This is a genomic window from Agrobacterium sp. (genome assembly GCF_059499945.1).
Window position 1 is genome coordinate 380,036 of the sequence record NZ_JCABZP010000011.1, and the last position, 24,314, is coordinate 404,349.

Genomic DNA, 24,314 nt, shown 5'->3' on the forward strand with positions numbered 1-24,314 from the left:
GGCAATCTCCGCTCATCCGTCACAAAACGAAGAAATCCCGTCTCTAGGGTTTCCTCCCGAATCTCTCTTGAAATCCAGCGGGAGATATCCGGAACGAAGACGCTTTTCGCCTCTTGCAAACAAACAATATACATTATATAATAATATATATTAATTTATTACAACAGGAGATGCCGATGAATGCCGTGAAGATCAACGAGCGTCTGACCGTTGCGGGCCAGCCGATGATCGCCGATTTCCAATCGCTCTCCGCCCAGGGCTATAAAAGCATCATCAATGCCCGGCCTGATGGTGAAGAGCCCGGTCAGCCAGGCAATGTGCAGGAAAAAAGCGCCGCCAGCGCGGCAGGCATGGAATATGGCTTCATCCCGGTCAGCGGCCCTGCCATCACCGAAGCCGATATCCGCGCCTTCCAGCAGAAAATGGCGGAAGCGGACGGCCCCGTTTTTGCCCATTGCAAGGGCGGCACGCGCGCACTCACGCTTCATGTTCTCGGCGAAGCGCTGGATGGGCGCATCGAGTGGGCCGACATCGCGGCTTTCGGCAAGGCGCATGGCTTTGACCTTTCCGGCGCCACCCGCTGGCTGGAGCGACGCGCGGCGGCGGTTCCACACGTCAAGGCCTTCTTCGATCCGCGCACATGGAGCGTGCAATATGTCGTTTCCGATCCTGCGACCAAGCGCTGCGCCATTATCGACCCGGTCTATGATTTCGATGAGAAGTCCGGTGCAACCGGAACCATGAATGCCGACGCCATTCTGGATTATGTGGCGAGCCAGGGCCTGTCGGTGGAATGGATTCTCGATACCCATCCCCATGCCGACCATTTTTCCGCCGCCCATTACCTGAAGCAGAAGACCGGTGCGCAGACGGCGATCGGCGCGAAAGTTACCGGCGTACAGAGGCTCTGGCAGGAGAAATATAACTGGCCGGATCTCGAAACCGACGGCTCGCAATGGGACCGGCTGTTCGAGGCGGGCGACAGGTTCGATATCGGCTCCCTGGAAGCGCGCGTGCTGTTTTCACCCGGGCATACGCTGGCCTCCGTGACCTATGTGGTGGGAGATGCCGCCTTTGTGCACGATACGCTTTTCATGCCCGATTCAGGCACTGCGCGCGCCGATTTTCCGGGCGGCAGCGCCAGAGAACTCTGGGCGTCTATTCAGGATATTCTCGCCCTTCCCGACGAAACACGGATTTTCACCGGCCATGACTATCAGCCCGGTGGCCGCGCTCCGAAATGGGAAAGCACGGTCGGCGAACAGAAGCGCAGCAATCCGCATCTGGCCGGCATGACGGAGGAGGGCTTCATCCGCCTCAGGGAAACACGGGATCGCACATTGCCGATGCCAAAGCTCATTCTGCACGCCCTGCAGGTCAATATTCGCGGCGGCCGCCTGCCGGAGCCGGAAGCGAATGGCAAACGTTATCTGAAATTCCCGCTCGACGTGCTGGAGGGCAGCACATGGTAAAGGAAAACGCGCTGGAAAAGACTCCGCACATTGCTGAAATTCCCCTTCCCGCCATGGAGGAGAGGGCTGTCGAGGTCGCGCTGCTTCTGAAAACACTTGCCCACCCGGCGCGGTTGATGCTCGCCTGCACGCTGGCGCAGGGGGAATTTTCCGTCGGCGAACTGGAGGTCAAGCTGGATATCCGCCAGCCGACGCTTTCCCAGCAGCTGGGCGTGCTGCGGGAAGCCGGCGTGGTCGAAACCCGGCGCGACGCCAAGCAAATCTTCTACCAACTGAGCGAAGCGAAAGCAGCGCAACTGATCGAGGCCCTTTACACCATATTCTGCGCGCCGGAGGAGGAGACCCTGTGAGCCCCTACTGGCCCTCTCTTTTCGGCGGCATGTTGCTCGGTCTTGCCAGTATTATGCTGTTTCTTTTTAACGGCCGTATTGCCGGCATCAGCGGGATCATGGGCAAAATGCTCGGCAAGGAGCGGCGTCTTGCCGATCTCACCTTCGTCACCGGCTTGCTGGCCGGACCTTATATCTATGCCGCGGCATTCGGCCGGCTGCCTGCCATCACCCTCGTTGCACCATGGCCGCTCATCCTCATTGCCGGCCTGCTGGTGGGTTTTGGCACACGCATGGGCTCCGGCTGCACGTCCGGCCACGGCATCATGGGACTGGCGCGATTTTCCCGGCGCTCCATCGCCGCGACCGTAACCTTCCTGATATCAGGCATCTGTGCCGCTACGATAGCAGGAGCCCTGTCATGAAAAATCCGGCCGTGGCCCGTGTTGCCCTGGCATTGGCCGCAGGAGCGCTGTTCGGCTTCGGCCTCTCGCTGTCAGGCATGGTCGATCCCGCCCGTGTTTCCGGCTTTCTCGACGTGGCAAGCGGCCATTGGGACCCGAGCCTGATATTCGTTCTCGGCGGTGCTGTGATGGTCGCCGCGCCGGGTGTGCTGCTCAGCCGACGTCTTGCCAGGCCCGTCCTCACTGAGGATTTCAACCTGCCCGCAAAAACCCGCATCGACCGGCCGCTCATAACAGGCTCGGCCATTTTCGGCATCGGTTGGGGGCTTGCCGGTTTCTGCCCCGGCCCGGCACTATCGGCTCTCGCCCTCGGGCTGATGCCGGTCGTTCTTTTCGTCTGCGCCATGATTGCCGGCATGCTGGTCCACGACCGTCTCTACGCAAAACAGCCATAGCAAAGACGCTCGTCCCGAACGCGGGAAACGGGCAGTCGCGCGGGGCTGGAACGCTCCCGCGCGACTCGTTTGATTAGAGGTCGATCAGGCTCTTGCCCGTCATTTCCGGCGGCAGCGGCACATTCATCAATTGCAGCAAGGTGGGCGCGACATCGGCGAGAATACCGGCATGCAGCTTTGCACCTTCCGGCCCGCCAAAAAGGATCACCGGCACCGGATTGGTGGTGTGGGCCGTATGCGGGCCGCCGGTCACCGGGTCGACCATGGTTTCGCAATTGCCGTGGTCGGCAATGACAAGCATCGCGCCACCCACTTTTTCGAGCGCGGCAACGACCGCACCAAGTCCGCGATCCACGGCTTCGCAGGCCTTGATTGCGGCCTGCAGATCGCCGGTATGGCCGACCATGTCAGGGTTGGCGTAATTGGTAACGATAAGATCGTAACCCTTGCCGATCGCCTCGACGAATTTCTCCGTCACATCGGGCGCGCTCATCTCAGGCTGCAGGTCGTAGGTCGCAACCTTCGGCGATTTCGGCATGAAGCGGTCTTCGCCGACTTCCGGCTCTTCCTTGCCGCCATTCAGGAAGAAGGTGACATGCGGATATTTTTCCGTCTCGGCGAGGCGAAACTGCGTGAGCCCCTGTTTTGCCACCCAGGCGCCGAGCGTATTGACGATATCGCGCTTGGGGTAGGCCGTCGTCATGAAATGGCTGTGGCGGGTGGAATATTCGACCATACCGAGCAGCGCCGAAAGCACGGGCTTTTCGCGCGGAAAACCGTCGAAATCATTGGCACCAATGGCAAGCAGGATTTCACGCGCACGGTCGGCGCGGAAATTCAGGCAAAACAGGCCGTCGCCAGCCTTGAAACCTTCATAACCATCGATCACAGTCGGCAGGATGAATTCGTCGGTGACATTGTTTTTGTAGCTCTGGGCAACGGCGCTCACCGCATCCCGCGCGTGTTCGCCTTTCGCCAGAACCATGGCGTCATAGGCTTTCTCGACGCGCTCCCAGCGATTGTCGCGATCCATCGCATAATAACGGCCGATTACCGTGCCGATGCTGGCGCCTTGCGGCAGGCTCGCTACCAGCGCCGCCACAAAATCTTCAGCCGATTGCGGCGCGACGTCGCGGCCATCGGTGATGGCATGCACCACGACCTTCAGGCCGTGGCTGATCATCAACCTCACCGCCGCCTGGCCGTGAAGGATATGGCCATGGACGCCGCCATCGGAAACCACGCACATCAGATGCGCCACACCGCCCGCGGCTTTTACCCTGGCTGCGAAATCAAGCATCGCCGCATTGCGGAAAAAGCTGCCATCCTCGATCGCCAGATCGATCTGGCCGAGATCCATGGCAACGATGCGGCCCGCGCCGATATTGGTGTGGCCCACTTCAGAATTGCCCATCTGCCCGGTGGGCAGGCCGACATTCGGGCCGAAGGTGGTCAGCGTCGCATTCGGGCAGGTGGCAAAAAGCCGGTCCATGGTCGGCGTGTTCGCCAGAACAGGCGCATTGCTGGATGTATCCTCACTCAGCCCCCAGCCATCGAGAATAGTCAGGACAACGGGTCTGGGAGTTTGCATGGGAGGACCTTCTTCGTTCGGTTGCCGGCGGAGGGCGGACCGCCGGGCACCGGAGCGCCCTCTTCCGCCACTATGATCATGATGAGAAAACATGCTTCTCGTTCTTCTCTTCTATACCCGAAGATGACGAACGCAAGCCTATACCGACACCGAAACAGTTCCGTGAAGGTTGAAAACGCGAGCTCAAAAATGCCGTCATGACACGCATGCGCCCTCATTCCTGTGCTCGTCACAGGAATCCGGCCTACGCGCGTCTGCGCGGCGGGGAGAGTCCTTTCAGCCCAATGACTTGGGCTGGCTGGATCCCTGTGACAGGCACAGGGATGAGGGAGCACGGGTCGCCTTCACTCGATGAAAATCAGCGCCGGCTTTTCCAAGAGAGCCTTGAGGGCCTGGATGAAGACCGCCGCATCCCAGCCATCGACGACCCGGTGGTCGAAGCTGGAAGACAGGTTCATCATCTTGCGAGGCACAAAGCGAATCCCATCCCAGACCGGCCGCGTCATGATCTTGTTGACGCCGATGATCGCCACCTCGGGATGGTTGATGATGGGCGTCGAGACCACGCCGCCCAATGCTCCTAGCGAACTGATGGTGATGGTGGAGCCGATCAGTTCTTCCCGATGGGCCGTGCCGGTGCGGGCGGCTTCTGCAACGCGTGCGACTTCCTCTGCGCATTCCCAGAGGCCGAGCGTTTCCGTGTGGCGTACGACCGGGACCGTCAGGCCCGACGGCGTCTGCGTGGCGATGCCGATATGAACGGCTTCATAGTGGCTGACGACCCCTTTTTCGTCATCAAAGGTGGCATTCATGCCGGGATGATCCGCAACGGCTTTCACCAGCGCGCGCATCAGAAACGGCAGGATCGTCAGCTTCGGTTGCCCGGAACGGCGGTTGCCGTTCATGGTCGCCCGCAAATCCTCCAGATCGGTCACGTCGACTTCCTCGACATAGGTGATGTGGGGAATGCGGGAGGCGGAAAGCACCATCTTCTCGGCAATCTTGCGCCGCAGCCCTGTCAGTTTCACCTCCTCGACGGCGCTATCGTGGGGCGCTATCGGCTCGGGGCGTTCCGGCCGCCCCCGCACGGTTAAAAACCCATCGAGATCGGCATGGGTAATATGCCCATCCGGGCCCGTTCCCTTGACCTGTGCGAGATCGATATCGAGATCGTCGGCGCGCTGGCGGACGGCGGGGGATGCCAGCGGTTTGTGGTGCAGTTCGGCTGCGGGCGCCGGTGGCCCCTCCTCGGTCTGGCGCACCGTCGGCTGGGTTTCAACGGGTGGCGGCGTGTCCGTCATGTCGGCAGGCGCTTCCGTTATCTGGGCGGGCGCTTCCGTTTCCGGCACGCTGCCATTGAGCGCGACGGCAGCGACATCGGTTTCAATGCGCAGGAGCGGCGCCTTCACCGGCACGGTGTTTCCAACCGTCACGGCGAGCCAGGTGACCACGCCCGCCACGGGTGAGGGGATTTCCACCGTCGCCTTGTCCGTCATCACCGCGGCCAGCACCATGTCCTCATGGACGAGATCACCCGGTTTGACGTTCCATTCCACCAGTTCGGCTTCCGCCACACCTTCACCGACATCAGGCATAGTGAGAACAAATTCCGCCATAATCAGGCCTCCATGACTTCGACAAGGGCTCGCCCGACGCGGGCAGGTCCCGGAAAATAGTCCCATTCCTGCGCATGGGGATAAGGCGTATCCCAGCCGGCGACGCGGACGACGGGGGCCTCGAGATGATAAAAACAATGTTCCTGCACCAGCGATACGACTTCCGCCCCGAAGCCGGAGGTCAGCGTTGCCTCATGCACCATGACGCAGCGGCCGGTCTTCGAAACCGATTTCACGATGGTATCGAGATCGAGCGGCAAGAGGCTGCGAAGGTCGATAATCTCGGCATCCACGCCGGTCTCTTCCGCCGCCGCCAGCGCCACATGCACCATGGTGCCATAAGCGATGACGGTGACACCATTTCCGGGGCGGCGGATTTCGGCTTTGCCGATGGGAATGGTGTAGTGACCTTCCGGCACCTCGCCCATCTCGTGTTTGGACCAGGGCGTTACCGGCCGGTCATGGTGCCCGTCGAAGGGGCCATTATAAAGCCGCTTCGGCTCCAGAAACATCACGGGGTCGGGGTCTTCGATGGATGCGATCAGCAGCCCCTTGGCATCATAAGGATTGGAAGGGACCACCACCTTCAGCCCGCAGACATGGGTGAAGAGGGCTTCCGGGCTCTGGCTGTGTGTCTGCCCGCCAAAAATCCCGCCGCCGGTGGGCATGCGGAGAACGATCGGGCAGGTGAAATCGCCATTGGAGCGATACCGGATACGCGCCGCTTCCTGGGTGATCTGGTCATAGGCGGGATACATATAATCGGCGAACTGGATTTCGACGCAAGGCCGCAGACCATAAGCGGCCATGCCGATCGCCGTGCCGACAATGCCGGATTCGCTGATCGGCGCGTCGAAACAGCGGGTCTTGCCGTATTTTCCCTGCAGCCCCTGAGTGGCGCGGAACACGCCGCCAAAATAGCCCACATCCTCACCGAAAACCACGACATCGTCGCTGCGCTCCATGGAGACATCCATGGCGCTGCGGACGGCTTCGATCATCGTCATTCTTGTCATGTCTCACCACCCTGCCTTCTGGCGCTGGCGGACGAGATGCGGCGGCATCTCGGCGTAGACGCCTTCGAAAATATCCTTTTTCGGCGGTTTTCCACCCTCATGCAGCGTACCGTGGCTTTCCGCCTCGCGCTGGGCTTCCAGCACCTCATCGGCGATTTCCGCCTCCGCCTGCCGGTGCCGTTCATCCGACCAGACGCCGCGCAGGACGAGATGTTTCTTGAGCCTCAGAACCGGGTCGCCCAGGGGCCACGCCTCGGACTCCGTCTTGGGGCGATAAGCGCTCGGATCATCCGAGGTGGAATGGGCGCCGACACGATAGGTGACATATTCGATCAGCGTCGGACCGAGGTTGCGGCGCGCCCGTTCCACGGCCCAGCGCGCAACGGCATAAACGGCGAGATAATCATTGCCATCGACCCGGAGTGCGGGAATGCCGAAACCCAGCCCGCGCGCCGCAAAGGTGCCAGAACCGCCGCGCGCAATGCCCTGAAAGGTGGAAATCGCCCATTGGTTATTGACGATGTTGAGGATGACCGGCGCCTTATAGGTGGAGGCAAAGACCATTGCCGAGTGAAAATCCGACTCCGCCGTCGAACCGTCGCCGATCCAGGCGGCCGCGATTTTCGTATCGCCCTTGATGGCAGATGCCATCGCCCAGCCGACGGCCTGCACATATTGCGTGGCGAGATTGCCTGACACGGTGAAGAAGCCGTGTTCCTTCGAGGAATAGAGAACCGGCAATTGCCGCCCGTGCAGCGGGTCGAGCTCGTTGGAGTAAATCTGGTTCATCATGGTGACGAGCGGATAGTCATCGGCAATGAGCAGTCCCGCCTGCCGGTAGGTCGGGAAATTCATGTCGCCTTTGGAAAGCGCCTTGCGGAAGGCGCAACTGACAGCCTCTTCGCCCAGATGCTGCATGTAGAAGGACGTCTTGCCCTGCCGCTGCGCCATCAGCATGCGGGCATCGAAAGCCCGCAGCCGCATCATGTTTTTGAGGCCCACCAGCAATTCCTCGTCCGAGAGCAGCCCGGCCCACGGCCCGACGGCCTCACCCTGATGATTGAGGACACGGATGATGGAATAGGCGAGATCGCGCATGCTTTCAGGGGCGGCATCCACCTCCGGGCGTGGCACGGAGCCGGCCTTGGGTATTTTCACATTGGAGAAATCCGGCTGGTCACCGGGCCGCACCGCTGGCTCCGGCACATGCAGGCTGAGATGCGTGGTTTCGGTAATATCCATTCTACTCCTCCCATCGCCATCTCCTCCAGACGACGAAACAATTTTCAGAGGTTGCGCGCGATGACCATCCGCTGGACATCGCTGGTTCCCTCGTAAATCTGGCAGATGCGCACATCGCGATAGATCCGCTCCACCGGATAATCCGCCATGTAGCCGTAACCGCCGTGAATCTGGATGGCGTCCGAGCAGACACGCTCGGCCATTTCGGAAGCAAAGAGCTTGGCCATCGAGGCTTCCGAAAGGCAGGGTTCGCCCGCCTCCTTCAGCGCCGCCGCATGCAGCACCAGCTGCCGCGCCGCCGTAATCCGCGTCGCCATATCCGCAAGCCGAAACGCCACCGCCTGATGCTCGATGATTGCCTGCCCGAAGGCCTTGCGCTCGCGGGCATAATCCCGCGCCGCCTCAAAAGCGGCCTGCGCCATGCCGACCGCCTGCGCGGCGATACCGATGCGGCCGCCTTCCAGATTGGCGAGCGCAATGCGATATCCCTGCCCCTCTTCGCCGAGCCGCAATTCGACTGGGACTGCCATGTCGGTGAAGGCGATCTGGCAGGTATCGGACGAATGCAGGCCGAGTTTTTCCTCAACCCTGATTACCTCGTAACCCGGTGTATCAGTCGGCACGATGAAGGCGCTGATGCCCTTCTTTCCCGCCGCCGGATCGGTGACGGCAAAAACGATGACGACGTCGCCATTCTTGCCTGATGTGATGAACTGTTTCGCGCCATCCAGAATGTATCGGTCGCCATCGCGCCGGGCGCGTGTCTTCAGATTGGAGGCGTCGGAACCAGCCTGCGGTTCAGTGAGCGCAAAACCGCCGATCCATTCGCCGGCGGCGAGCTTGGGCAGGAAACGCTGCTTCTGATCTTCCGTGCCGAATTTCAGGATCGGTACGCACCCAACCGAATTGTGGACGCTCATGATGGTGGAACAGGCGCCGTCACCGGCGGCGATCTCCTCCAGCGCCAGGGCATAGGCGACGGCACCGGTTTCCGACCCGCCATAGTCCTCCGAGACCAGCATGCCGAGGAAACCGAGCCCGCCCATTTCTTTCAGCTCGTCTTTCGGGAACCGGCTTTCCCGGTCGCGCGCGCTAGCACCGGGGGCGAGCCGCTCGCGGGCGAAATCGCGGGCCATGTCCCTGATCTGCTGCTGGGCTTCATTCAGGATCATCGCCGCCTCCCCTCAATGTAGCTCGATACCGAGCGCGGTCGCTTCGCCGCCGCCGATGCAGACGGCGGCCACGCCGCGCTTCAGCCCGTGACGCTGCAAGGCGGACAGCAAGGTGACGACGATGCGTGCACCCGAAGCCCCGATGGGATGGCCGAGCGCACAGGCGCCGCCATGCACATTCACCTTCTCATGCGGCAGATCGAGATCGCGCATCGCCGCCATCGCGACTACGGCAAAGGCCTCGTTGATTTCGAACAGATCGACATCCTTCGCCGCCCATCCGGTTTTTTCGAACAGCTTTTTCATCGCGCCGATGGGAGCCGTCGGAAATTTTGCAGGCGCATCCGCATGGGAGGTCTGGCCGATGATCGTTGCCAGAGGTGAAAGACACCGCCTTTCCGCTTCCGATCTGCGCATGAGAACAAGAGCGGCCGCGCCATCCGAAATGGAGCTGGAATTGGCCGCCGTCACCGTTCCACCATCGCGAAAGGCGGGCTTCAGTTGTGGGATTTTTTCCGGGCGGGCCTTCCCCGGCTGCTCGTCTACGGCAACATCGCCGACAGAAATGATTTCCGCCTCGAAAGCCCCTTCCGCGATAGCGCGTCGGGCGCGTTCCAATGATGCCAACGCGTAATCATCCTGCATGGCGCGCGTGAACTGATAATCTTGCGCGCAATCTTCCGCGAAAGTGCCCATCAGCCGGCCCTTGTCATAAGCGTCTTCAAGGCCGTCGAGAAACATGTGGTCGGTGAGCTTGCCGTGGCCGAGACGATAGCCATTGCGGGCGCGATCCAGCAGATAGGGCGCGCTGCTCATGCTTTCCATGCCGCCCGCAAGCACGATGGAAGAGCTTCCCGCAGCAAGCTGGTCATGCGCCAGCATGATCGCCTTCATGCCCGAGCCGCACATCTTGTTGATGGTCGTCGCGCCAACCGAGTTGGGAATGCCGGCGGCAATGGCCGCCTGTCTGGCCGGAGCCTGCCCCTGTCCGGCCGAGAGCACGCAGCCCATCAGCACATCGTCGATATCAGCGGGTGAAATTGCGGCCCGTTCGACGGCCGCGCGGATCGCCGCCGCCCCGAGATCGGGCGCCGCTACCGATTTGAATTCGCCCTGGAACCCACCCATAGCAGTACGGGCGGCCCCGACGATAACGACAGGGTCATGCGCAGCCAAATTCACCTCCCTGGGCCATCCTCCCACAGAGAGAACGACCATCATCGCAATCTCCTCCAGACCGCGACTGATGTGAACGCTATCACTATCTCGAATTCATTTCAAAGCTATTTTGATTGACAGTTTTTTGATTGACGATATCTTTGATCCAACAATTAGTCATATCATAGAGCAAATGATCCATGATTGAGCTCGACAGTTTCGACCAGAAGATTCTCCATGTGCTCGGCGATGACGGGCGGGTGAGCTGGCGCGATCTGGCGGCCCGGATCGGCCTTTCCTTCACGCCGACGCTGCGCCGTGTCCGCAAGCTGGAAGAGGAAGGCATCATTCGCGGTTATACCGCCGTGTTCGATGAGAACCGGCTGCTCGGCAATATGGGCGTCTTCATTTCCGTCACGCTGGAACGGCAGATCAAGGAAGCGCTGACGACGTTCGAGCACCATGTCGCCTCCATTCCGGAAGTGGTGGGCGGCTACCAGACGAGCGGCAGTTCCGACTATCTCATTCATGCCATGGTGCGGGATCTACCGCATTATCAGCAGCTTCTGGATTTCCTGACCACGGTTCCCGGTGTGTCGCGCATCCAGTCCAATTTCGCCATCAAGACATTCGTTCGCCGTTCCGCCGCCTTCACCGGAGGTGACGCGCCATAAATGAGAGTTGCCAGCACGGAGGAGGTGCTGGCCGCTGACGAGAGGGACGGAGATAAACGGCCGTCCGGAGGAGGAGACGCGATGAGTTTGAACCTCGCCGCCATTTTCGACGCCGATCTCGGCCCGGAAATCGCAGCGCTGCGCGACAGCGTGAGAGCATTCGCCGACGATGAAATCGCCCCGCTAGCGGCGGAGATCGATCGCGACGACCAATTTCCAAGAAAGCTCTGGCCGCAGATGGGCGAACTGGGCCTGCACGGCATCACCGTTTCGGAGGAATTCGGCGGTGCTGACATGGGCTATCTCGCCCATTGCGTGGCAATGGAGGAGATAAGCCGGGCATCGGCTTCCATCGGCCTTTCCTATGGCGCGCATTCCAACCTGTGCATCAACCAGATTCATCGCTGGGGAACGGAAGAGCAAAAACGCCGATATCTGCCAAAGCTGGTTTCCGGCGAGCATGTCGGTTCGCTCGCGATGAGCGAGACGGAAGCCGGGTCGGATGTCGTCTCGATGCGGCTGAAGGCGGAACGCAGGGGCGACCGCTATCTCCTGAACGGCGCGAAGATGTGGATCACCAACGGCCACGAGGCCGATACGCTGGTTGTCTACGCCAAGACGGATATGTCCGCCGGCCCACGCGGCATCACGGCCTTTCTGATCGAGAAGGGCTTCAAGGGTTTTCGCCCCGCCCAGAAACTCGACAAGCTCGGCATGCGCGGTTCACCCACCTCGGAACTGGTTTTCGAGGATTGCGAGGTGCCCGAGGAAAACATCCTCGGGCGTCTCAATGACGGCGTGACGGTGCTGATGAGCGGGCTGGATTACGAGCGCGCCGTGCTGGCCGCCGGCCCTGTTGGCATCATGCAGGCGGCAATCGATCTGGTGTTGCCTTACGCCCGTGAGCGCAAGCAATTCGGCAAGCCGATCGGTGAATTCCAGCTGGTGCAGGGAAAGCTCGCCGATATCTATTCGGCCATGAACGCCTCCCGCGCCTATGTCTATGCCGTGGCACGCGCCTGCGACAATGGCCGCATCACGCGGCAGGATGCGGCAGGCGCGATTCTTTTTGCTGCCGAGCGGGCGACGCAGGTGGCGCTGGATGCGATCCAGCTTCTCGGCGGTTCCGGCTACGTCAATGAAAGCCCGGCCGGACGGCTGCTGCGCGACGCCAAGCTTTATGAAATCGGCGCGGGCACCAGCGAAATCCGCCGGATGCTGATCGGCCGCGAACTGGTCAAAGGCAACGGGTGAGGAACGCGATGAAGCTTACATCCAGTCTGAACCGCGATCCCACCTTCACCGCCAATACCGCGTTCATGTCTGGTCTGGTGGACGACCTGAGGCAGCACGTCGAAAAAATCACGCGGGGTGGCGGCGACAAGGCCCGCGAACGGCATCTGTCCCGTGGCAAATTGCTGGCGCGCGACCGGATCGAAGCGCTTCTCGATCCCGGCAGCCCATTTCTCGAATTCTCGCAATTCGCCGCTTACGAGGTCTATGACGAACCCGTTCCCGCCGCCGGGATCGTCACCGGCATTGGCCGGGTGTCGGGCCGTGAATGCGTCATCGTCGCCAATGATGCGACGGTGAAGGGCGGCACCTATTATCCGCTAACGGTCAAGAAACATCTGCGCGCGCAGGAAATCGCCGCTGAAAACCGCCTGCCCTGTATTTATCTGGTGGATTCCGGCGGTGCGAACCTGCCCAATCAGGACGAGGTATTTCCCGACCGCGATCATTTCGGCCGTATCTTTTACAATCAGGCCAATATGTCTGCGGAGGGCATCGCGCAGATCGCCGTGGTGATGGGCAGCTGCACGGCTGGCGGGGCCTATGTGCCCGCCATGAGCGACCAGTCCGTGATCGTCAAAAATCAGGGCACGATCTTTCTCGGCGGCCCGCCGCTGGTGAAGGCTGCAACTGGTGAAGTGGTGAGCGCGGAGGAACTGGGCGGCGCGGATGTGCATTCGCGGCAATCGGGCGTCACCGATCATTACGCCCATGACGACCGCCACGCGCTTTCACTGACCCGGCGGATCGTCTCCACGCTCAACCGCCGCAAACAGGTGGAGCTGGACATTCGCGAACCGATGGAGCCGCTTTATCCGCCGGATGAACTTTACGGCATCGTTCCCGCCGATACGCGAAAACCCTTCGAGGTCCGCGAGATCATCGCACGTCTGGCGGATGGTTCCGAATTCGACGAATTCAAGGCGCTTTACGGCACCACGCTGGTCTGCGGTTTCGCCCATATTCATGGCTATCCCGTAGGCATCATCGCCAATAATGGCATTCTCTTCTCGGAATCGGCGCTGAAGGGCGCACATTTCATCGAACTCTGCTGCCAGCGCGGTATTCCGCTGGTCTTCCTGCAGAACATCACCGGCTTCATGGTCGGCAAGGCCTATGAGGCCGGCGGCATCGCCAAGGATGGCGCAAAGCTTGTCACCGCCGTCGCATCGGCAAAAGTGCCGAAATTCACCGTCATCATCGGCGGCTCCTTCGGTGCGGGCAATTACGGCATGTGCGGTCGCGCCTATTCGCCCCGCTTTTTGTGGATGTGGCCCAACGCCCGCATTTCGGTCATGGGCGGCGAACAGGCGGCCTCTGTTCTGGCACAAATCCGCCGCGATGGTATCGAGGCCGATGGCCGCCACTGGTCGAAGGAAGGCGAAGAGGCGTTCAAGCAACCGATCCGGGAAAAATACGAGCGGGAAGGACATCCCTATTATGCCAGCGCGAGGCTGTGGGATGACGGCATCATCGATCCCAGGGATACCCGCCTCGTGCTTGGCCTCGGTCTCTCCGCCGCGCTCAACGCACCGATAGAACCCACCCGTTTCGGCATATTCAGGATGTGAGGCGACGATGTTCTCGAAAATACTGATCGCCAACAGGGGCGAAATCGCCTGCCGCATCATCCGCACCGCCGCCAAGATGGGCATACGCACCGTTGCCGTCTATTCGGATGCCGACCGTGACGCCATGCATGTGGCACTGGCCGACGAGGCAATCGCCATTGGCCCCGCGCCCGCACGTGCCTCCTATCTCGACGGCGAAAAAATCATCGCCGCCGCAAAAGCGACCGGCGCGGAAGCGGTCCATCCGGGTTATGGTTTCCTCTCGGAAAATGCCGGTTTCGCCGAAGCCTGTGCCGCCGCCGGTCTTGTTTTCATTGGCCCGCCGGCGGCAGCGATCCGCGCCATGGGCGGGAAAAGCGAGGCGAAAGCGCTGATGGCGAAGGCGGGCGTTCCCGTCGTTCCCGGCTTTCACGGTGAGGATCAGGCGGAAGAGCGGCTTCGCAGTGAAGCGGACGCCATAGGTTATCCCGTTCTGCTCAAGGCCTCGGCCGGCGGCGGCGGCAAGGGCATGCGCATCGTGCGGAAGAAACGCGAATTTGCGGCGGAACTTGCCGGCGCAAAACGCGAGGCGCTGGCCGCCTTCGGCAATGACCGCATGCTGATCGAAAAATATCTGGAGCGGCCGCGACATGTGGAAGTGCAGGTCTTTGCCGATGGCCACGGTAATTGTTTCTCACTTTTCGAGCGCGATTGCTCGATCCAGCGCAGGCACCAGAAGGTCATAGAGGAAGCCCCCGCCCCCGGCTTGCCCGATGCGCTCAGGCAACGCATGTATGAAGCGGCGGTCGCCGCCGCCCGCGCCATCGACTATCGCGGCGCGGGAACCGTGGAATTCCTGCTCGACCCTTCCGGCGAGTTCTATTTCATGGAAATGAATACAAGGCTTCAGGTCGAACATCCGGTGACGGAATATATTACCGGCCTGGATCTGGTCGAATGGCAGCTCCGTGTTGCGGATGGTGAGGCACTGCCGGAGGGCTGGGAGGATCTCAACATAAACGGCCACGCCATCGAGGCCCGGATTTATGCCGAAGACCCGGCGCACGATTTCCTGCCGTCGATCGGCACGGTCAGCCATCTCGTTTTTCCCGATCAAGGTCCTCACGTCAGGATAGACAGCGGCATCCGCGCCGGCGACGCCATTACCGTGCATTACGATCCGATGATCGCCAAGCTGATCGTCTGGGATCGTGACCGCCCATCGGCGGTGCGGCGTCTGCGGTTGGCGCTGGAAAATCTGGCGATCTGTGGCGTCGCCAGCAATGCCGCCTTTCTGACCCGGCTTGCGGGACTGGAGGCCTTCGCAAAAGCCGAACTCGATACGGGCTTCATAGCCCGCAGCGATGTCGTGCTTTTTGCCCCGGCCCCGAAGGATGGGAACGAGATAGCCACGGCCGCGCTTGGCCTGCTGCTCTCGCGGCAGAAAAACGGAAAGTCAGGTTCAGAGGCCGATCCCTATAGCCCGTGGAACACGGCAGCCGCCTTCCGCCTCAACGCGCCGTCGCGGGAAACGCTGTATTTCACCTTTGAGAACCAGCCGCTTAACGTCGGCGTCACGCATGAGGCGGACGGTTTGTCGCTTGCCATCGACGGGCGGACGATCAGCGCCCATGGCAGCCTCTCGGACGACGGCAAATTCCGTGCAACCATGGAAGACAGGAAAAGGCAGGGCCATTTTTTTGCAGAAGGCAGCAGTTACGCGCTTTTCCTGAATGGCGAGCATTATCGCATCGCCCAGCCTGATCCCGTCGATATCGAGGATTCCTCCACCCACACCGGCGGTCTGGAAGCACCCATGCCCGGCGTTATCCGTGCTTTGCTGAGCCGGAACGGTGCTGCGGTTGAAGCCGGCGAGGCGCTAGTGGTGATGGAGGCGATGAAAATGGAGCACACGATCCGTGCACCAGCGAAAGGCACGGTCACGGCCATCAATTGCGTCGAGGGCGATATGGTCGCGGCCGGTGCGGTGCTGGTGGATTTCGAACCGGAGGGGGCGTGAGATGAGCTGGCCCCAAACGGTAAAAATCGTCGAAGTGGGCGCGCGCGACGGCCTGCAGAACGAAAGCGCCGAGGTTCCAACCGCCATCAAGATCGAGCTGATCGAGCGGCTGGCCGCAGCCGGATTGACTGCGGTGGAAGCGGGCGCTTTCGTCTCGCCCAAAAAAGTGCCGCAAATGGCTGACTCGAAGGAGGTATTTCAGGGCCTCGAACGACGATCCGGCACCGCCTATCCGGTGCTCGTTCCCAATATGAAAGGTTTCGAGGCCGCCATTGAAGCCGGCGTGACGGAAATCGCCGTTTTTGTGTCCGCCTCCGAAGGCTTTAGCCAGCACAATATAGGCTGCTCGCGCGCCGAAAGCCTCGAGCGCCTGCGCGATGTCGCGGAGGCGGCGGGCGGGCGAAACATCCTCATACGCGGTTACGTTTCCTGCATTGCCGGCTGCCCCTATGACGGCGCGGTCGCGCCCGATGAGGTGGCGGCAATGGCCGAGGCGCTTATCGCGCTTGGCTGTTACGAAATCTCGCTCGGCGATACGATCGGCATCGGCACGGCCGCGCATATTCGCAAAATCATCGAACGGGTGTCGGCCAACATTCCGCGCAAAAAAATCGCCATGCATTTTCACGATACCTATGGCCAGGGCGTCGCCAATGTGCTGGCCTCGCTGGATGAAGGTATCTCCGTCTTCGACAGTTCCGTCGCCGGGCTGGGCGGCTGCCCCTTCGCGCCGGGCGCCAGCGGCAACGTCGCCACCGAAGACGTCGTTTATCTGCTGCAGGGGCTTGGCATTAAAACTGGTATCGACCTGATGGCAGTGGCGAAAACCGGCGACTGGATCAGCCTGCATCTCGGCAGACCGAATGCGGCCCGCGCCGGCAAGGCGCTGCTTGCGGCAAGACAGGAAGGGTGACGCGCATGGCGAATGAGCTGCTGAGCGAAAGGCGCAAGGACATTCTCTGGCTGACGCTCAACCGGCCGGAGGTACACAACGCGTTGAATGCTGCGATGACGGACGCCCTGGCGAAGGCCATCCGCGCGGCATCGAGTGATAGTGGCCTGCGCGCCGTGGTGATAACGGCCGCGGGAGACCGCAGTTTCTGCTCCGGGGCAGACCTCAAGGAAAGCGCCGGGGGTATGTTCCTCTCGCCTGATGGAACGAACCCCATTGCCGATGTGATGCGCGCCATCGAGGGCTGCAACAAGATCGTCATGGCCCGCATCAATGGCCAAGTTCTGGCCGGCGGGCTTGGCATCGTCGCCGCCTGTGATCTTGCCTATGCCGCCGCTCATGCCGAATTCGGTTTGCCGGAAGTGCGCGTTGGGCTTTTTCCGGCCATGGTGGCGGCGAAGCTTCTGGCGAAGATGCCACTGGGCCAGCTTCAGGAAATGGCCTATCTCGGCGTCGCGATCAGCGCTGCTGACGCGGAGCGTCTTGGCCTCGTCACTCGGGCCGTCCCGTCGGCCGAACTCGACGGCGTGGTTGTGGATGTTCTCGCCCGGCTGCGGCAGAATGCGCCGGGCGCGATCGCGGCCGGAAAGGCGGCATTGCTAGAGATGCGCGATATGTCGTCCGCCGAGCGGCTTGCCTTTGCCGAAAGCGTCATTGCCACGATCAGCGGCAGCAACGAGGCGCGGGAGGGGCGATTGGCCTTTGTCGAAAAAAGGAAGCCGCACTGGGTGGAGTGATCGCCGCCGCGCTGCCCGAGGACAGATTTTTTCGAAAGTCGTCCTGGGGTCAATCGATATAATCCCGATGCGTGCGTTGACCCCGTTGGGCAAATCGCGTTCTATCCAGCACCTTTCGCCGGACCGCGATTGGGGGAGCCGGAGGAGACCCATGCAGCTTGTAAAAACCGTCGCCGAATTGCGGGATGCCACCGCTGCCTTTCGCCGTGCGGGCAAAACCATCGGCTTCGTGCCGACCATGGGCTTTCTCCATATCGGTCATCTGACGCTCGTTGCCCAAGCCAAAGCGGAAAACGGCGTGACAGTGGTTTCGATCTTCGTCAACCCGCTTCAATTCGGCGCGAATGAGGATCTGGCCCGTTACCCGCGCGATCTCGCCCGCGACAGCGCATTGCTGGAAGAGGCTGATGTCGACATTCTTTTCGCGCCCGAAGTCTCCGAGATGTATCCGCGCCCGATGCAGACCGTCGTGGATGTGCCCGAACTGGGTAGCCAACTGGAAGGCGCGGTGCGGCCGGGGCATTTCGCCGGCGTCACGACCGTCGTGACCAAGCTTTTTAACCTCGTCCAGCCGGATGCCGCCTATTTCGGTGAGAAGGACTATCAGCAGGTGACACTGATCCGCCGCATGGTCGAGGACCTCGCCCAGCCGGTCAGGGTCGTGCCCGTCGCCACCGTGCGCGAGGCGGATGGGCTCGCCTGCTCCTCGCGTAACGTTTATCTAAACCCCGCAGAACGCGCCGCCGCCGTGATCGTGCCGCGCGCGCTGGACGAAGCTGAACGGCTTTATGCTGAAGGCTTCGACGACCCAGCCGCATTCGAGGCAGCCATAGAAAAACTCATCGCAGCCGAGCCGCTGGCCTCACCGGAAGTCGTCGCCGTGCGCGATCCCGATACGCTCGCCCCCATTGCTTCATTGCAGGCGGGGCCGGTGCTGGTGGCGCTGTTCGTCAGGGTCGGAAGTACACGGCTCCTCGACAACCGCGTCATCGGGCGCGTCAAGATCGATCAACGGGAGGCTGCCCAATGAGCGCCCATGGAAAACACAAGCGGCTGACAACAGCCTCCATCCGGCAGATGAAAGGCGAGGCGCGCATCGTCTGCCTGACCGCCTATACGACGCCGATTGCCCGCCTGCTCGATCCGCATTGCGACCTGCTGCTGGTTGGCGATTCAGTCGGCATGGTACTTTATGGCATGGACACGACGGTCGGCGTCACCCTGGATATGATGATCGCCCACGGCCGCGCCGTGATGCGTGGTGTCGAACACGCCTGCGTCATCGTCGATCTCCCCTTCGGGACCTATCAGGAATCAAAGGAACAGGCGTTCCGCAACGCCGTGCGGCTGATGCAGGAAACCGGCTGCGACGGCGTTAAGCTGGAGGGCGGCGAGGAGATGGCGGAGACCATCGCCTTTCTGGTGGCGCGCGGCATTCCCGTCTTCGGCCATGTCGGGCTGATGCCACAGCTGGTGCACACCGCCGGCGGCTTCCGCTCGCTCGGACATTCGGACGCGGAAACGCAGAAAATCTGGCGTGACGCGATTGCAGTCGATCAGGCCGGCGCCTTCGCCATCGTCGTGGAAGGCACCGTCGAGCCGCTGGCCCGGGAACTGACCGAAAAACTCGCCGCGCCGACGGTCGGCATCGGCGCATCTCCGGCCTGCGACGGGCAGGTGCTCGTTTCCGACGACATGCTCGGCCTTTTCACTGACTTCAAACCGAAATTCGTCAAGCGTTTCGCCGATCTAGGTTCGACCGTTTCGGAAGCGGCGGCAAGTTATGCAGATGAGGTGCGCTCCGGCGTGTTTCCGGGGCCGGAGCATACGTTTCAGGTTCGCAGGCAATCGCCTTCGCGCGATTGAAGGATCCGGACTGACTTGCTGGACAACGCCCTGACTAAAACTCGGTGTCATCCTCGGGTGAAGCCCGAGGATGACGGAGGAGAGGTTGAGGCGACGCTGTCAGCTCTCAGCGGTATATTCGGCCTGATCGCAGGCTTTGCATCCAGCAAAGCGAACGACTACACAATCCCGCCACTACCGCCAACCGAAGCCGGGCGCTCCGCCGCAACCTGCTTGCGATAACCACTCGCCCGATAGGTCGCCACCGGATCGATAGCGCCGCCCGCCAGCTGCCGGGCCTTGGCGAGGATCGGCTCCACATCGGTACGGTAAGCCCTTTTCAGCATATCTGATGCCATCAGCGCATCATTATCCTGCTGATAGCCATCGAGAGCCGCGCGATCCACCAGCAGCGCCTGCGCGTAAGCGCGGCGGATTTCGTTGGCGCTGGAAATCAGGCTTTCTATCGGGTCCGTCACATTGTGCGACTGGTCGATCATATGGGCGGGATGGAAACCCTTCACGCCGCGATATTCGGCATCCACCAGTTCGTTGAAAACGAGGAACAGGCGATATGGCTCGATTGAGCCGGCATCCAGATCGTCATCGCCGTATTTGCTATCGTTGAAGTGGAAACCACCGAGCTTGCCGAACTGGATGAGCCGGGCGACGATCATCTCGATATTGGTGTTCGGCGCATGGTGGCCGAGATCAACGAGGCAGAAGGCCTTTTCACCGAGCGTATTGGCGATCAGGTAATTGGTGCCCCAGTCCTGCACGACAGTGGAATAGAAAGCCGGCTCATACATCTTGTGTTCGGAAAAGATACGCCAGTCATCCGGCAGCGCCTTGTAGATATCGGCCATGGCCGCAAGATAACGCTCGAAACTTCTGGTGAAGTTGCTCTGGCCCGGGAAATTGGAGCCATCGCCCACCCAAACCGTCAGCGCCTTCGAGCCGATGGCGTTACCGATCTCGATACATTCGATGTTGTGCTCGACGGCCTGCCGGCGCGTCGCGGCATCCGTGTGGCTGAGCGAACCATATTTGTAGGAATGGCTCTGACCCGGCGCGTCCGAAAACGTGTTGGAATTCATGGCATCGAAGCCGAGACCCAGCGCAGCGGCATGGGCCTTCAAACGCTTCGGGTCCTGTTTGTCCCACGGAATGTGAAGGGAGACGTTCGGCGTCGCCCGTGTCAACTGGTTGATGACAGCGCAATCATCCAGCTTGTCGAAAATACCGCGCGGCTCGCCCGCGCCGGGAAAACGGGCAAAGCGGGTGCCGCCGGTGCCAACGCCCCAGGACGGCACGGCAACGAAAAACTCCGCGACCTTGGCCGTGACTGCGTCGATATCGATATTGCGACGGGCCAGCTGGTTGCCAAGCGCCTGATAATCGTCCTTCAGCGCGCCAGCGCGTTTTTCGTTTTCGGCCGCGATGATGTCGGCGGCGATTTTCGTCTCGGTCATCTCTTCCTCCCGGGAATCGGTCCAGTGCATGCTAGTTCATCGCGCTCACCTCCGTCATTCCGGCCTTGAGCCGGAATCCAGCCGACGCACGTCTGTGCGGCGGAGAGAGTCTTTTCAGCCCAAGGACTTGGGCTGGCTGGATTCCGGCTCAGGGCCGGAATGACGGAAGTGAGAACGTGCCGAACGTCCTACCGCGTAAAGCTCTGCGCGTTGCCGGCATCGACATTGATGATGTTGCCGGTCGACTTGGCGGAAGCATCGGACGCCAGGAAGTAGATCGCTTCGGCGATGTCTTCCGGGAACACATTGAGCTTCAGCATCGAGCGCTTGCGGTAATGCTCCTCCAGATCGGTCACCTCGATCTTGGACGAGGCCGCGCGCTGCTCGCGCCACTCTCCGTTCCAGATTTTCGAGCCACGCAGCACGGCATCGGGATTGACGGTGTTGACGCGAATACCCGCTTCCGCCCCTTCCAGCGCGAGGCAACGGGCCAGATGAATTTCCGCAGCCTTCGCCGTGCAATAAGCGGAAGCATTGGGCGAGGATGCAAGGCCGTTCTTGGACGCAACGAAAACGACGTTGCCTCCGAGGTTCTGACGCCGCAGCAGCCGGAATGCTTCCCGCGAAACGAGGAAATAGCCCGTGGCGAGAATGTCGATATTCTTGTTCCACATGGCAAGTGTCGTGTCTTCCACCGGAGCGGAAGAGGCAATGCCGGCATTGGAGACGAGAATATCCACGCCGCCGAATTCCACGCTCGCTTCCGCGAAGGCGGAAATCACGGCATCTTCCTTCGTCACGTCAAGCTTGACGGTACGCACCGCGTCAGTGCTGTAACGCTTGGCGAAATCGCCCTTGGCCGCATCCAGCGCCGCTTCGTCAATATCGGCGAGCACCACGCAGGCGCCCTCGCCCGCCAGGCGTTCGGCGGTTGCACGGCCGATGCCGCCGGCGCCACCGGTGACAAAAGCCACGCGACCGGCAAGGCTCTTCGGCTTCGGCATGCGCTGCAGCTTTGCCTCTTCCAACAGCCAATATTCGATATCAAAGGCTTCCTGCTCGGGAAGGCCCTGATAGTCGGACACGGTGGAAGCACCGCGCATGACGTTGATGGCGTTGACGTAGAATTCGCCGGCGATACGGGCCGTCGCCTTGTCCTTGGCGAACGACAGCATGCCGACACCGGGGATCAGGAAAATCACCGGGTTCGGGTCGCGCATATCAGGTGAATTGTCGTGGCGGCAGGCTTCGTAGTAGCGCGTATAATCGGCGCGGTAAGCCTCCAGCGCCTCGTCGAGACCCGCCATCAACGCGTCCACATCAGGATGTGCGGTATCGAGATCGAGGATCAGCGGGCGGATTTTCGTGCGCAGGAAATGGTCAGGGCAGGAGGTGCCGAGCGCGCCGAGCGGCTTCAAATCCTTGGAATTGACGAATTCGAGAACCGGATCCTGATCGTCGAAATGGCCGAGCTTGCGCTCCTCGCGGCCGATGCGGCCACGGATTTCCGGCATTAGTCGGGCAGCGATGGCGCGGCGCTCGGCAACGGGCAGACTTTTCGCCACAGCACCGCCGAAAATCGTCTTGCCTTCGGTCTGCGCCGTAAACCATTCGATCGCCTTGTTGATGATGGCGAGCGTCAGTTCGTAACACGCCTTGGCGTCATTATCCCAGGTGAACAGGCCATGGCTTTCCAGCACGACGCCCTTGGCCTGGGGATTGGCTTTTACGAAAGCCTCAAGGTCGAGGCCGAGCTGAAAGCCCGGACGGCGCCAGGGAAGCCAGCCAATGTCATCGCCGAAGATCTGCTGCGTCAGCTCTTTCGAGTTTTTGGAGGCGGCAATCGCGATGATCGCATCGGGGTGCATGTGGTCGACATGATCATAAGGTACGAAACCGTGCAGCGGCGTATCGATGGAGGCCGCGCGCGGATTGAGGTTGAAGGTGCAATGCGGCAGGAAGCCGACCATGCGATCCTCGTCCTCCACACCCTTGTAAATGCCCTTCAGCGCTTCCAGCTTATCGAGATAAAGCGTCGCAAAACCGTCGAGCTTGATGGTGCCGACATCGCCGCCGGAACCCTTCACCCACATGACACGGACCTTCTCGCCCGTCAGCGGATCGGTTTCGAGCACCTTTGCGGATGTGTTGCCGCCACCGTAATTGGTGATGCGCTTGTCCGCACCCAGCAGATTGGAGCGATAAAGCAGCTTGCCCGGCTCATCGAGCGTCTTGGCGTAAGCATCGTCCCAACGGCTTTCGAGAAGGCGGGATTTTCCCGTCATGTCTTCCTCCCAATATCTGTCTGCATTCGCGGAGCCGATACCGGCCCGCCTCCTTTGAGGACAGATATCGCGCATCCAAAAGCACAATGTCAATCAAAAACGATCATAAATTTTCATGTTGCAGTGCGATATTGATTAATTTGATCGTTCTTGATTGACAACGTAAAGAGATTGCGAATAATCACGATCAGGAGGACCCCATGCACGAACGCGAACGCCATCGCATCATCTTGAGCGCCACACAGGAAAAAGCTGTCGTGACGGTGCAGGATATTGCCGAACTGACGGATGCGTCGGAAGCGACGATCCGCAGGGATATCGCGTCGCTGCACGTTCAGGGCAAGTTGCGCCGCGTGCGTGGTGGAGCCGAAGCGGTACATCCGCCGCAGCTCGGCAATCTCGCGGCAAGGCCGTTCCGTGTGTCCGAATCGGTCAACATCGACAAAAAACGCGCAATTGCGCGCAAGGCGGTTGATCTCTGCAATGATGGCGATGCGATCATCCTGAATGGCGGCACGACGACATTCCAGATGGTGCATTACATGGCGGCGCGCCGTCTGCAGGTGATGACCAATTCCTTCGCGATTGCGGAACATCTGGTCAAGCATTCCAAATGCAATGTCAGTGTGCCGGGCGGCGCGATCTATCGCGACCAGAGCCTCATCCTGTCGCCATTCGAGAATGATGCGATCCGCAATTTTTATGCACGACGCATTTTTCTCGGCGCACAGGGCGTGGGTGCGCTCGGCATCATGGAGTCAGACGCACTGGTCATCCAGAGTGAGCAGAAGCTGATGCGACAGGCGGAAGAACTGATCGTGATGGTCGATTCTTCGAAATTCAGAAAACGATCCAGCCTCATTTTATGCCCGCTCGAAAACGTCTCGACCATCATTACCGATGACGGGATTTCCGATGAGGCGGCGAGGATGGTGGAAGATGCCGGCGTCGAATTGCTGATCGCCGGCGCGGTGAAGGATGGCAAGACAGCCACCCCATCGGATGAAGAGGATTCTTCTTCGGTCGCCTGA

Annotated in this window: 21 protein-coding genes; 13 read left to right on the plus strand and 8 right to left on the minus strand. The window is 60.9% G+C overall.

The window, feature by feature from the left end:
• Positions 1 to 176: 176 nt before the first annotated feature.
• The 4 genes from blh to AC5I5B_RS10700 are packed head-to-tail and all read left to right on the plus strand — an operon-like array spanning position 177 to position 2,660.
• A complete protein-coding gene (gene blh, locus AC5I5B_RS10685) occupies positions 177 to 1,472 on the plus strand; it encodes a bifunctional sulfur transferase/dioxygenase Blh (RefSeq protein ID WP_060724880.1) in 1,296 nt (431 codons plus the stop codon).
• On the plus strand, positions 1,466 to 1,822 hold the full coding sequence (gene bigR, locus AC5I5B_RS10690; protein WP_003506973.1) for a sulfite-sensing transcriptional repressor BigR: 357 nt from the start codon (positions 1,466 to 1,468) through the stop codon (positions 1,820 to 1,822). Before blh ends, bigR begins: the two co-directional genes overlap by 7 nt.
• On the plus strand, positions 1,819 to 2,226 hold the full coding sequence (locus tag AC5I5B_RS10695; RefSeq protein WP_060724881.1) for a YeeE/YedE family protein: 408 nt from the start codon (positions 1,819 to 1,821) through the stop codon (positions 2,224 to 2,226). The genes bigR and AC5I5B_RS10695 overlap by 4 nt, the downstream gene beginning before the upstream one ends.
• Complete coding sequence (locus tag AC5I5B_RS10700; RefSeq protein ID WP_060724882.1) at positions 2,223 to 2,660, plus strand: YeeE/YedE family protein; 438 nt, start codon at positions 2,223 to 2,225, stop codon at positions 2,658 to 2,660. Before AC5I5B_RS10695 ends, AC5I5B_RS10700 begins: the two co-directional genes overlap by 4 nt.
• Positions 2,661 to 2,733: 73 nt before the next feature.
• On the opposite strand, the gene gpmI is transcribed toward AC5I5B_RS10700, so the two are convergent.
• The 6 genes from gpmI to AC5I5B_RS10730 all read right to left on the minus strand — a co-directional run bounded on the left by gpmI (position 2,734) and on the right by AC5I5B_RS10730 (position 10,473).
• The gene (gpmI, locus tag AC5I5B_RS10705) at positions 2,734 to 4,251 is read right to left on the minus strand and encodes a 2,3-bisphosphoglycerate-independent phosphoglycerate mutase (protein WP_087745790.1); all 1,518 of its coding nucleotides are present in this window, start codon (positions 4,249 to 4,251) and stop codon (positions 2,734 to 2,736) included.
• A 344-nt stretch (positions 4,252 to 4,595) separates the two neighbouring features.
• Positions 4,596 to 5,867 carry a dihydrolipoamide acetyltransferase family protein gene (locus tag AC5I5B_RS10710; protein ID WP_111833875.1) on the minus strand — a complete coding sequence of 424 codons (1,272 nt, stop codon included), beginning with the start codon at positions 5,865 to 5,867 and terminating at the stop codon, positions 4,596 to 4,598.
• Positions 5,868 to 5,869: 2 nt separating this feature from the next.
• A complete protein-coding gene (locus AC5I5B_RS10715; RefSeq protein ID WP_065695100.1) occupies positions 5,870 to 6,883 on the minus strand; it encodes an alpha-ketoacid dehydrogenase subunit beta in 1,014 nt (337 codons plus the stop codon).
• 3 nt (positions 6,884 to 6,886) lie between these two features.
• Entirely contained in the window at positions 6,887 to 8,125 is a 1,239-nt protein-coding gene (locus AC5I5B_RS10720) for a 3-methyl-2-oxobutanoate dehydrogenase (2-methylpropanoyl-transferring) subunit alpha (RefSeq protein WP_111833876.1), read from the minus strand.
• Between the two features lie 44 nt (positions 8,126 to 8,169).
• The gene (locus AC5I5B_RS10725; protein WP_111833877.1) at positions 8,170 to 9,297 is read right to left on the minus strand and encodes an acyl-CoA dehydrogenase family protein; all 1,128 of its coding nucleotides are present in this window, start codon (positions 9,295 to 9,297) and stop codon (positions 8,170 to 8,172) included.
• Between the two features lie 12 nt (positions 9,298 to 9,309).
• The gene (locus AC5I5B_RS10730; RefSeq protein WP_031234247.1) at positions 9,310 to 10,473 is read right to left on the minus strand and encodes an acetyl-CoA C-acyltransferase; all 1,164 of its coding nucleotides are present in this window, start codon (positions 10,471 to 10,473) and stop codon (positions 9,310 to 9,312) included.
• Between the two features lie 182 nt (positions 10,474 to 10,655).
• Here AC5I5B_RS10730 and AC5I5B_RS10735 point away from each other — a divergent pair, with 182 nt between their 5' ends.
• The 8 genes from AC5I5B_RS10735 to panB all read left to right on the plus strand — a co-directional run bounded on the left by AC5I5B_RS10735 (position 10,656) and on the right by panB (position 19,547).
• The gene (locus tag AC5I5B_RS10735; protein WP_003500312.1) at positions 10,656 to 11,129 is read left to right on the plus strand and encodes an Lrp/AsnC family transcriptional regulator; all 474 of its coding nucleotides are present in this window, start codon (positions 10,656 to 10,658) and stop codon (positions 11,127 to 11,129) included.
• A gap of 81 nt (positions 11,130 to 11,210) precedes the next feature.
• Positions 11,211 to 12,383, plus strand: coding sequence for an isovaleryl-CoA dehydrogenase (locus tag AC5I5B_RS10740; protein WP_111833878.1), 1,173 nt, complete (start codon positions 11,211 to 11,213; stop codon positions 12,381 to 12,383).
• Positions 12,384 to 12,391: 8 nt separating this feature from the next.
• The gene (locus AC5I5B_RS10745; protein ID WP_111833879.1) at positions 12,392 to 13,993 is read left to right on the plus strand and encodes a carboxyl transferase domain-containing protein; all 1,602 of its coding nucleotides are present in this window, start codon (positions 12,392 to 12,394) and stop codon (positions 13,991 to 13,993) included.
• Positions 13,994 to 14,000: 7 nt separating this feature from the next.
• A complete protein-coding gene (locus AC5I5B_RS10750) occupies positions 14,001 to 15,992 on the plus strand; it encodes an acetyl/propionyl/methylcrotonyl-CoA carboxylase subunit alpha (protein ID WP_111833880.1) in 1,992 nt (663 codons plus the stop codon).
• Position 15,993: 1 nt separating this feature from the next.
• Positions 15,994 to 16,905, plus strand: coding sequence for a hydroxymethylglutaryl-CoA lyase (locus tag AC5I5B_RS10755; protein WP_111833881.1), 912 nt, complete (start codon positions 15,994 to 15,996; stop codon positions 16,903 to 16,905).
• A 5-nt stretch (positions 16,906 to 16,910) separates the two neighbouring features.
• Positions 16,911 to 17,681, plus strand: a complete 771-nt coding sequence (locus AC5I5B_RS10760; protein ID WP_111833882.1) for an enoyl-CoA hydratase-related protein — start codon at positions 16,911 to 16,913, stop codon at positions 17,679 to 17,681.
• Positions 17,682 to 17,832: 151 nt separating this feature from the next.
• Positions 17,833 to 18,711 (plus strand): pantoate--beta-alanine ligase, encoded by an 879-nt coding sequence (panC, locus tag AC5I5B_RS10765; RefSeq protein ID WP_060724892.1) that lies wholly within the window; start codon positions 17,833 to 17,835, stop codon positions 18,709 to 18,711.
• Positions 18,708 to 19,547 (plus strand): 3-methyl-2-oxobutanoate hydroxymethyltransferase, encoded by an 840-nt coding sequence (panB, locus tag AC5I5B_RS10770; RefSeq protein ID WP_111833883.1) that lies wholly within the window; start codon positions 18,708 to 18,710, stop codon positions 19,545 to 19,547. Before panC ends, panB begins: the two co-directional genes overlap by 4 nt.
• 158 nt (positions 19,548 to 19,705) lie before the next feature.
• On the opposite strand, the gene rhaI is transcribed toward panB, so the two are convergent.
• Positions 19,706 to 20,998 (minus strand): L-rhamnose catabolism isomerase, encoded by a 1,293-nt coding sequence (gene rhaI / locus AC5I5B_RS10775; RefSeq protein WP_111833930.1) that lies wholly within the window; start codon positions 20,996 to 20,998, stop codon positions 19,706 to 19,708.
• 188 nt (positions 20,999 to 21,186) lie between these two features.
• Positions 21,187 to 23,283, minus strand: coding sequence for a bifunctional rhamnulose-1-phosphate aldolase/short-chain dehydrogenase (locus AC5I5B_RS10780; RefSeq protein WP_111833884.1), 2,097 nt, complete (start codon positions 23,281 to 23,283; stop codon positions 21,187 to 21,189).
• A gap of 200 nt (positions 23,284 to 23,483) precedes the next feature.
• On the opposite strand from AC5I5B_RS10780, the gene AC5I5B_RS10785 reads away from it, so the two are divergent.
• The gene (locus AC5I5B_RS10785; protein WP_003507004.1) at positions 23,484 to 24,314 is read left to right on the plus strand and encodes a DeoR/GlpR family DNA-binding transcription regulator; all 831 of its coding nucleotides are present in this window, start codon (positions 23,484 to 23,486) and stop codon (positions 24,312 to 24,314) included.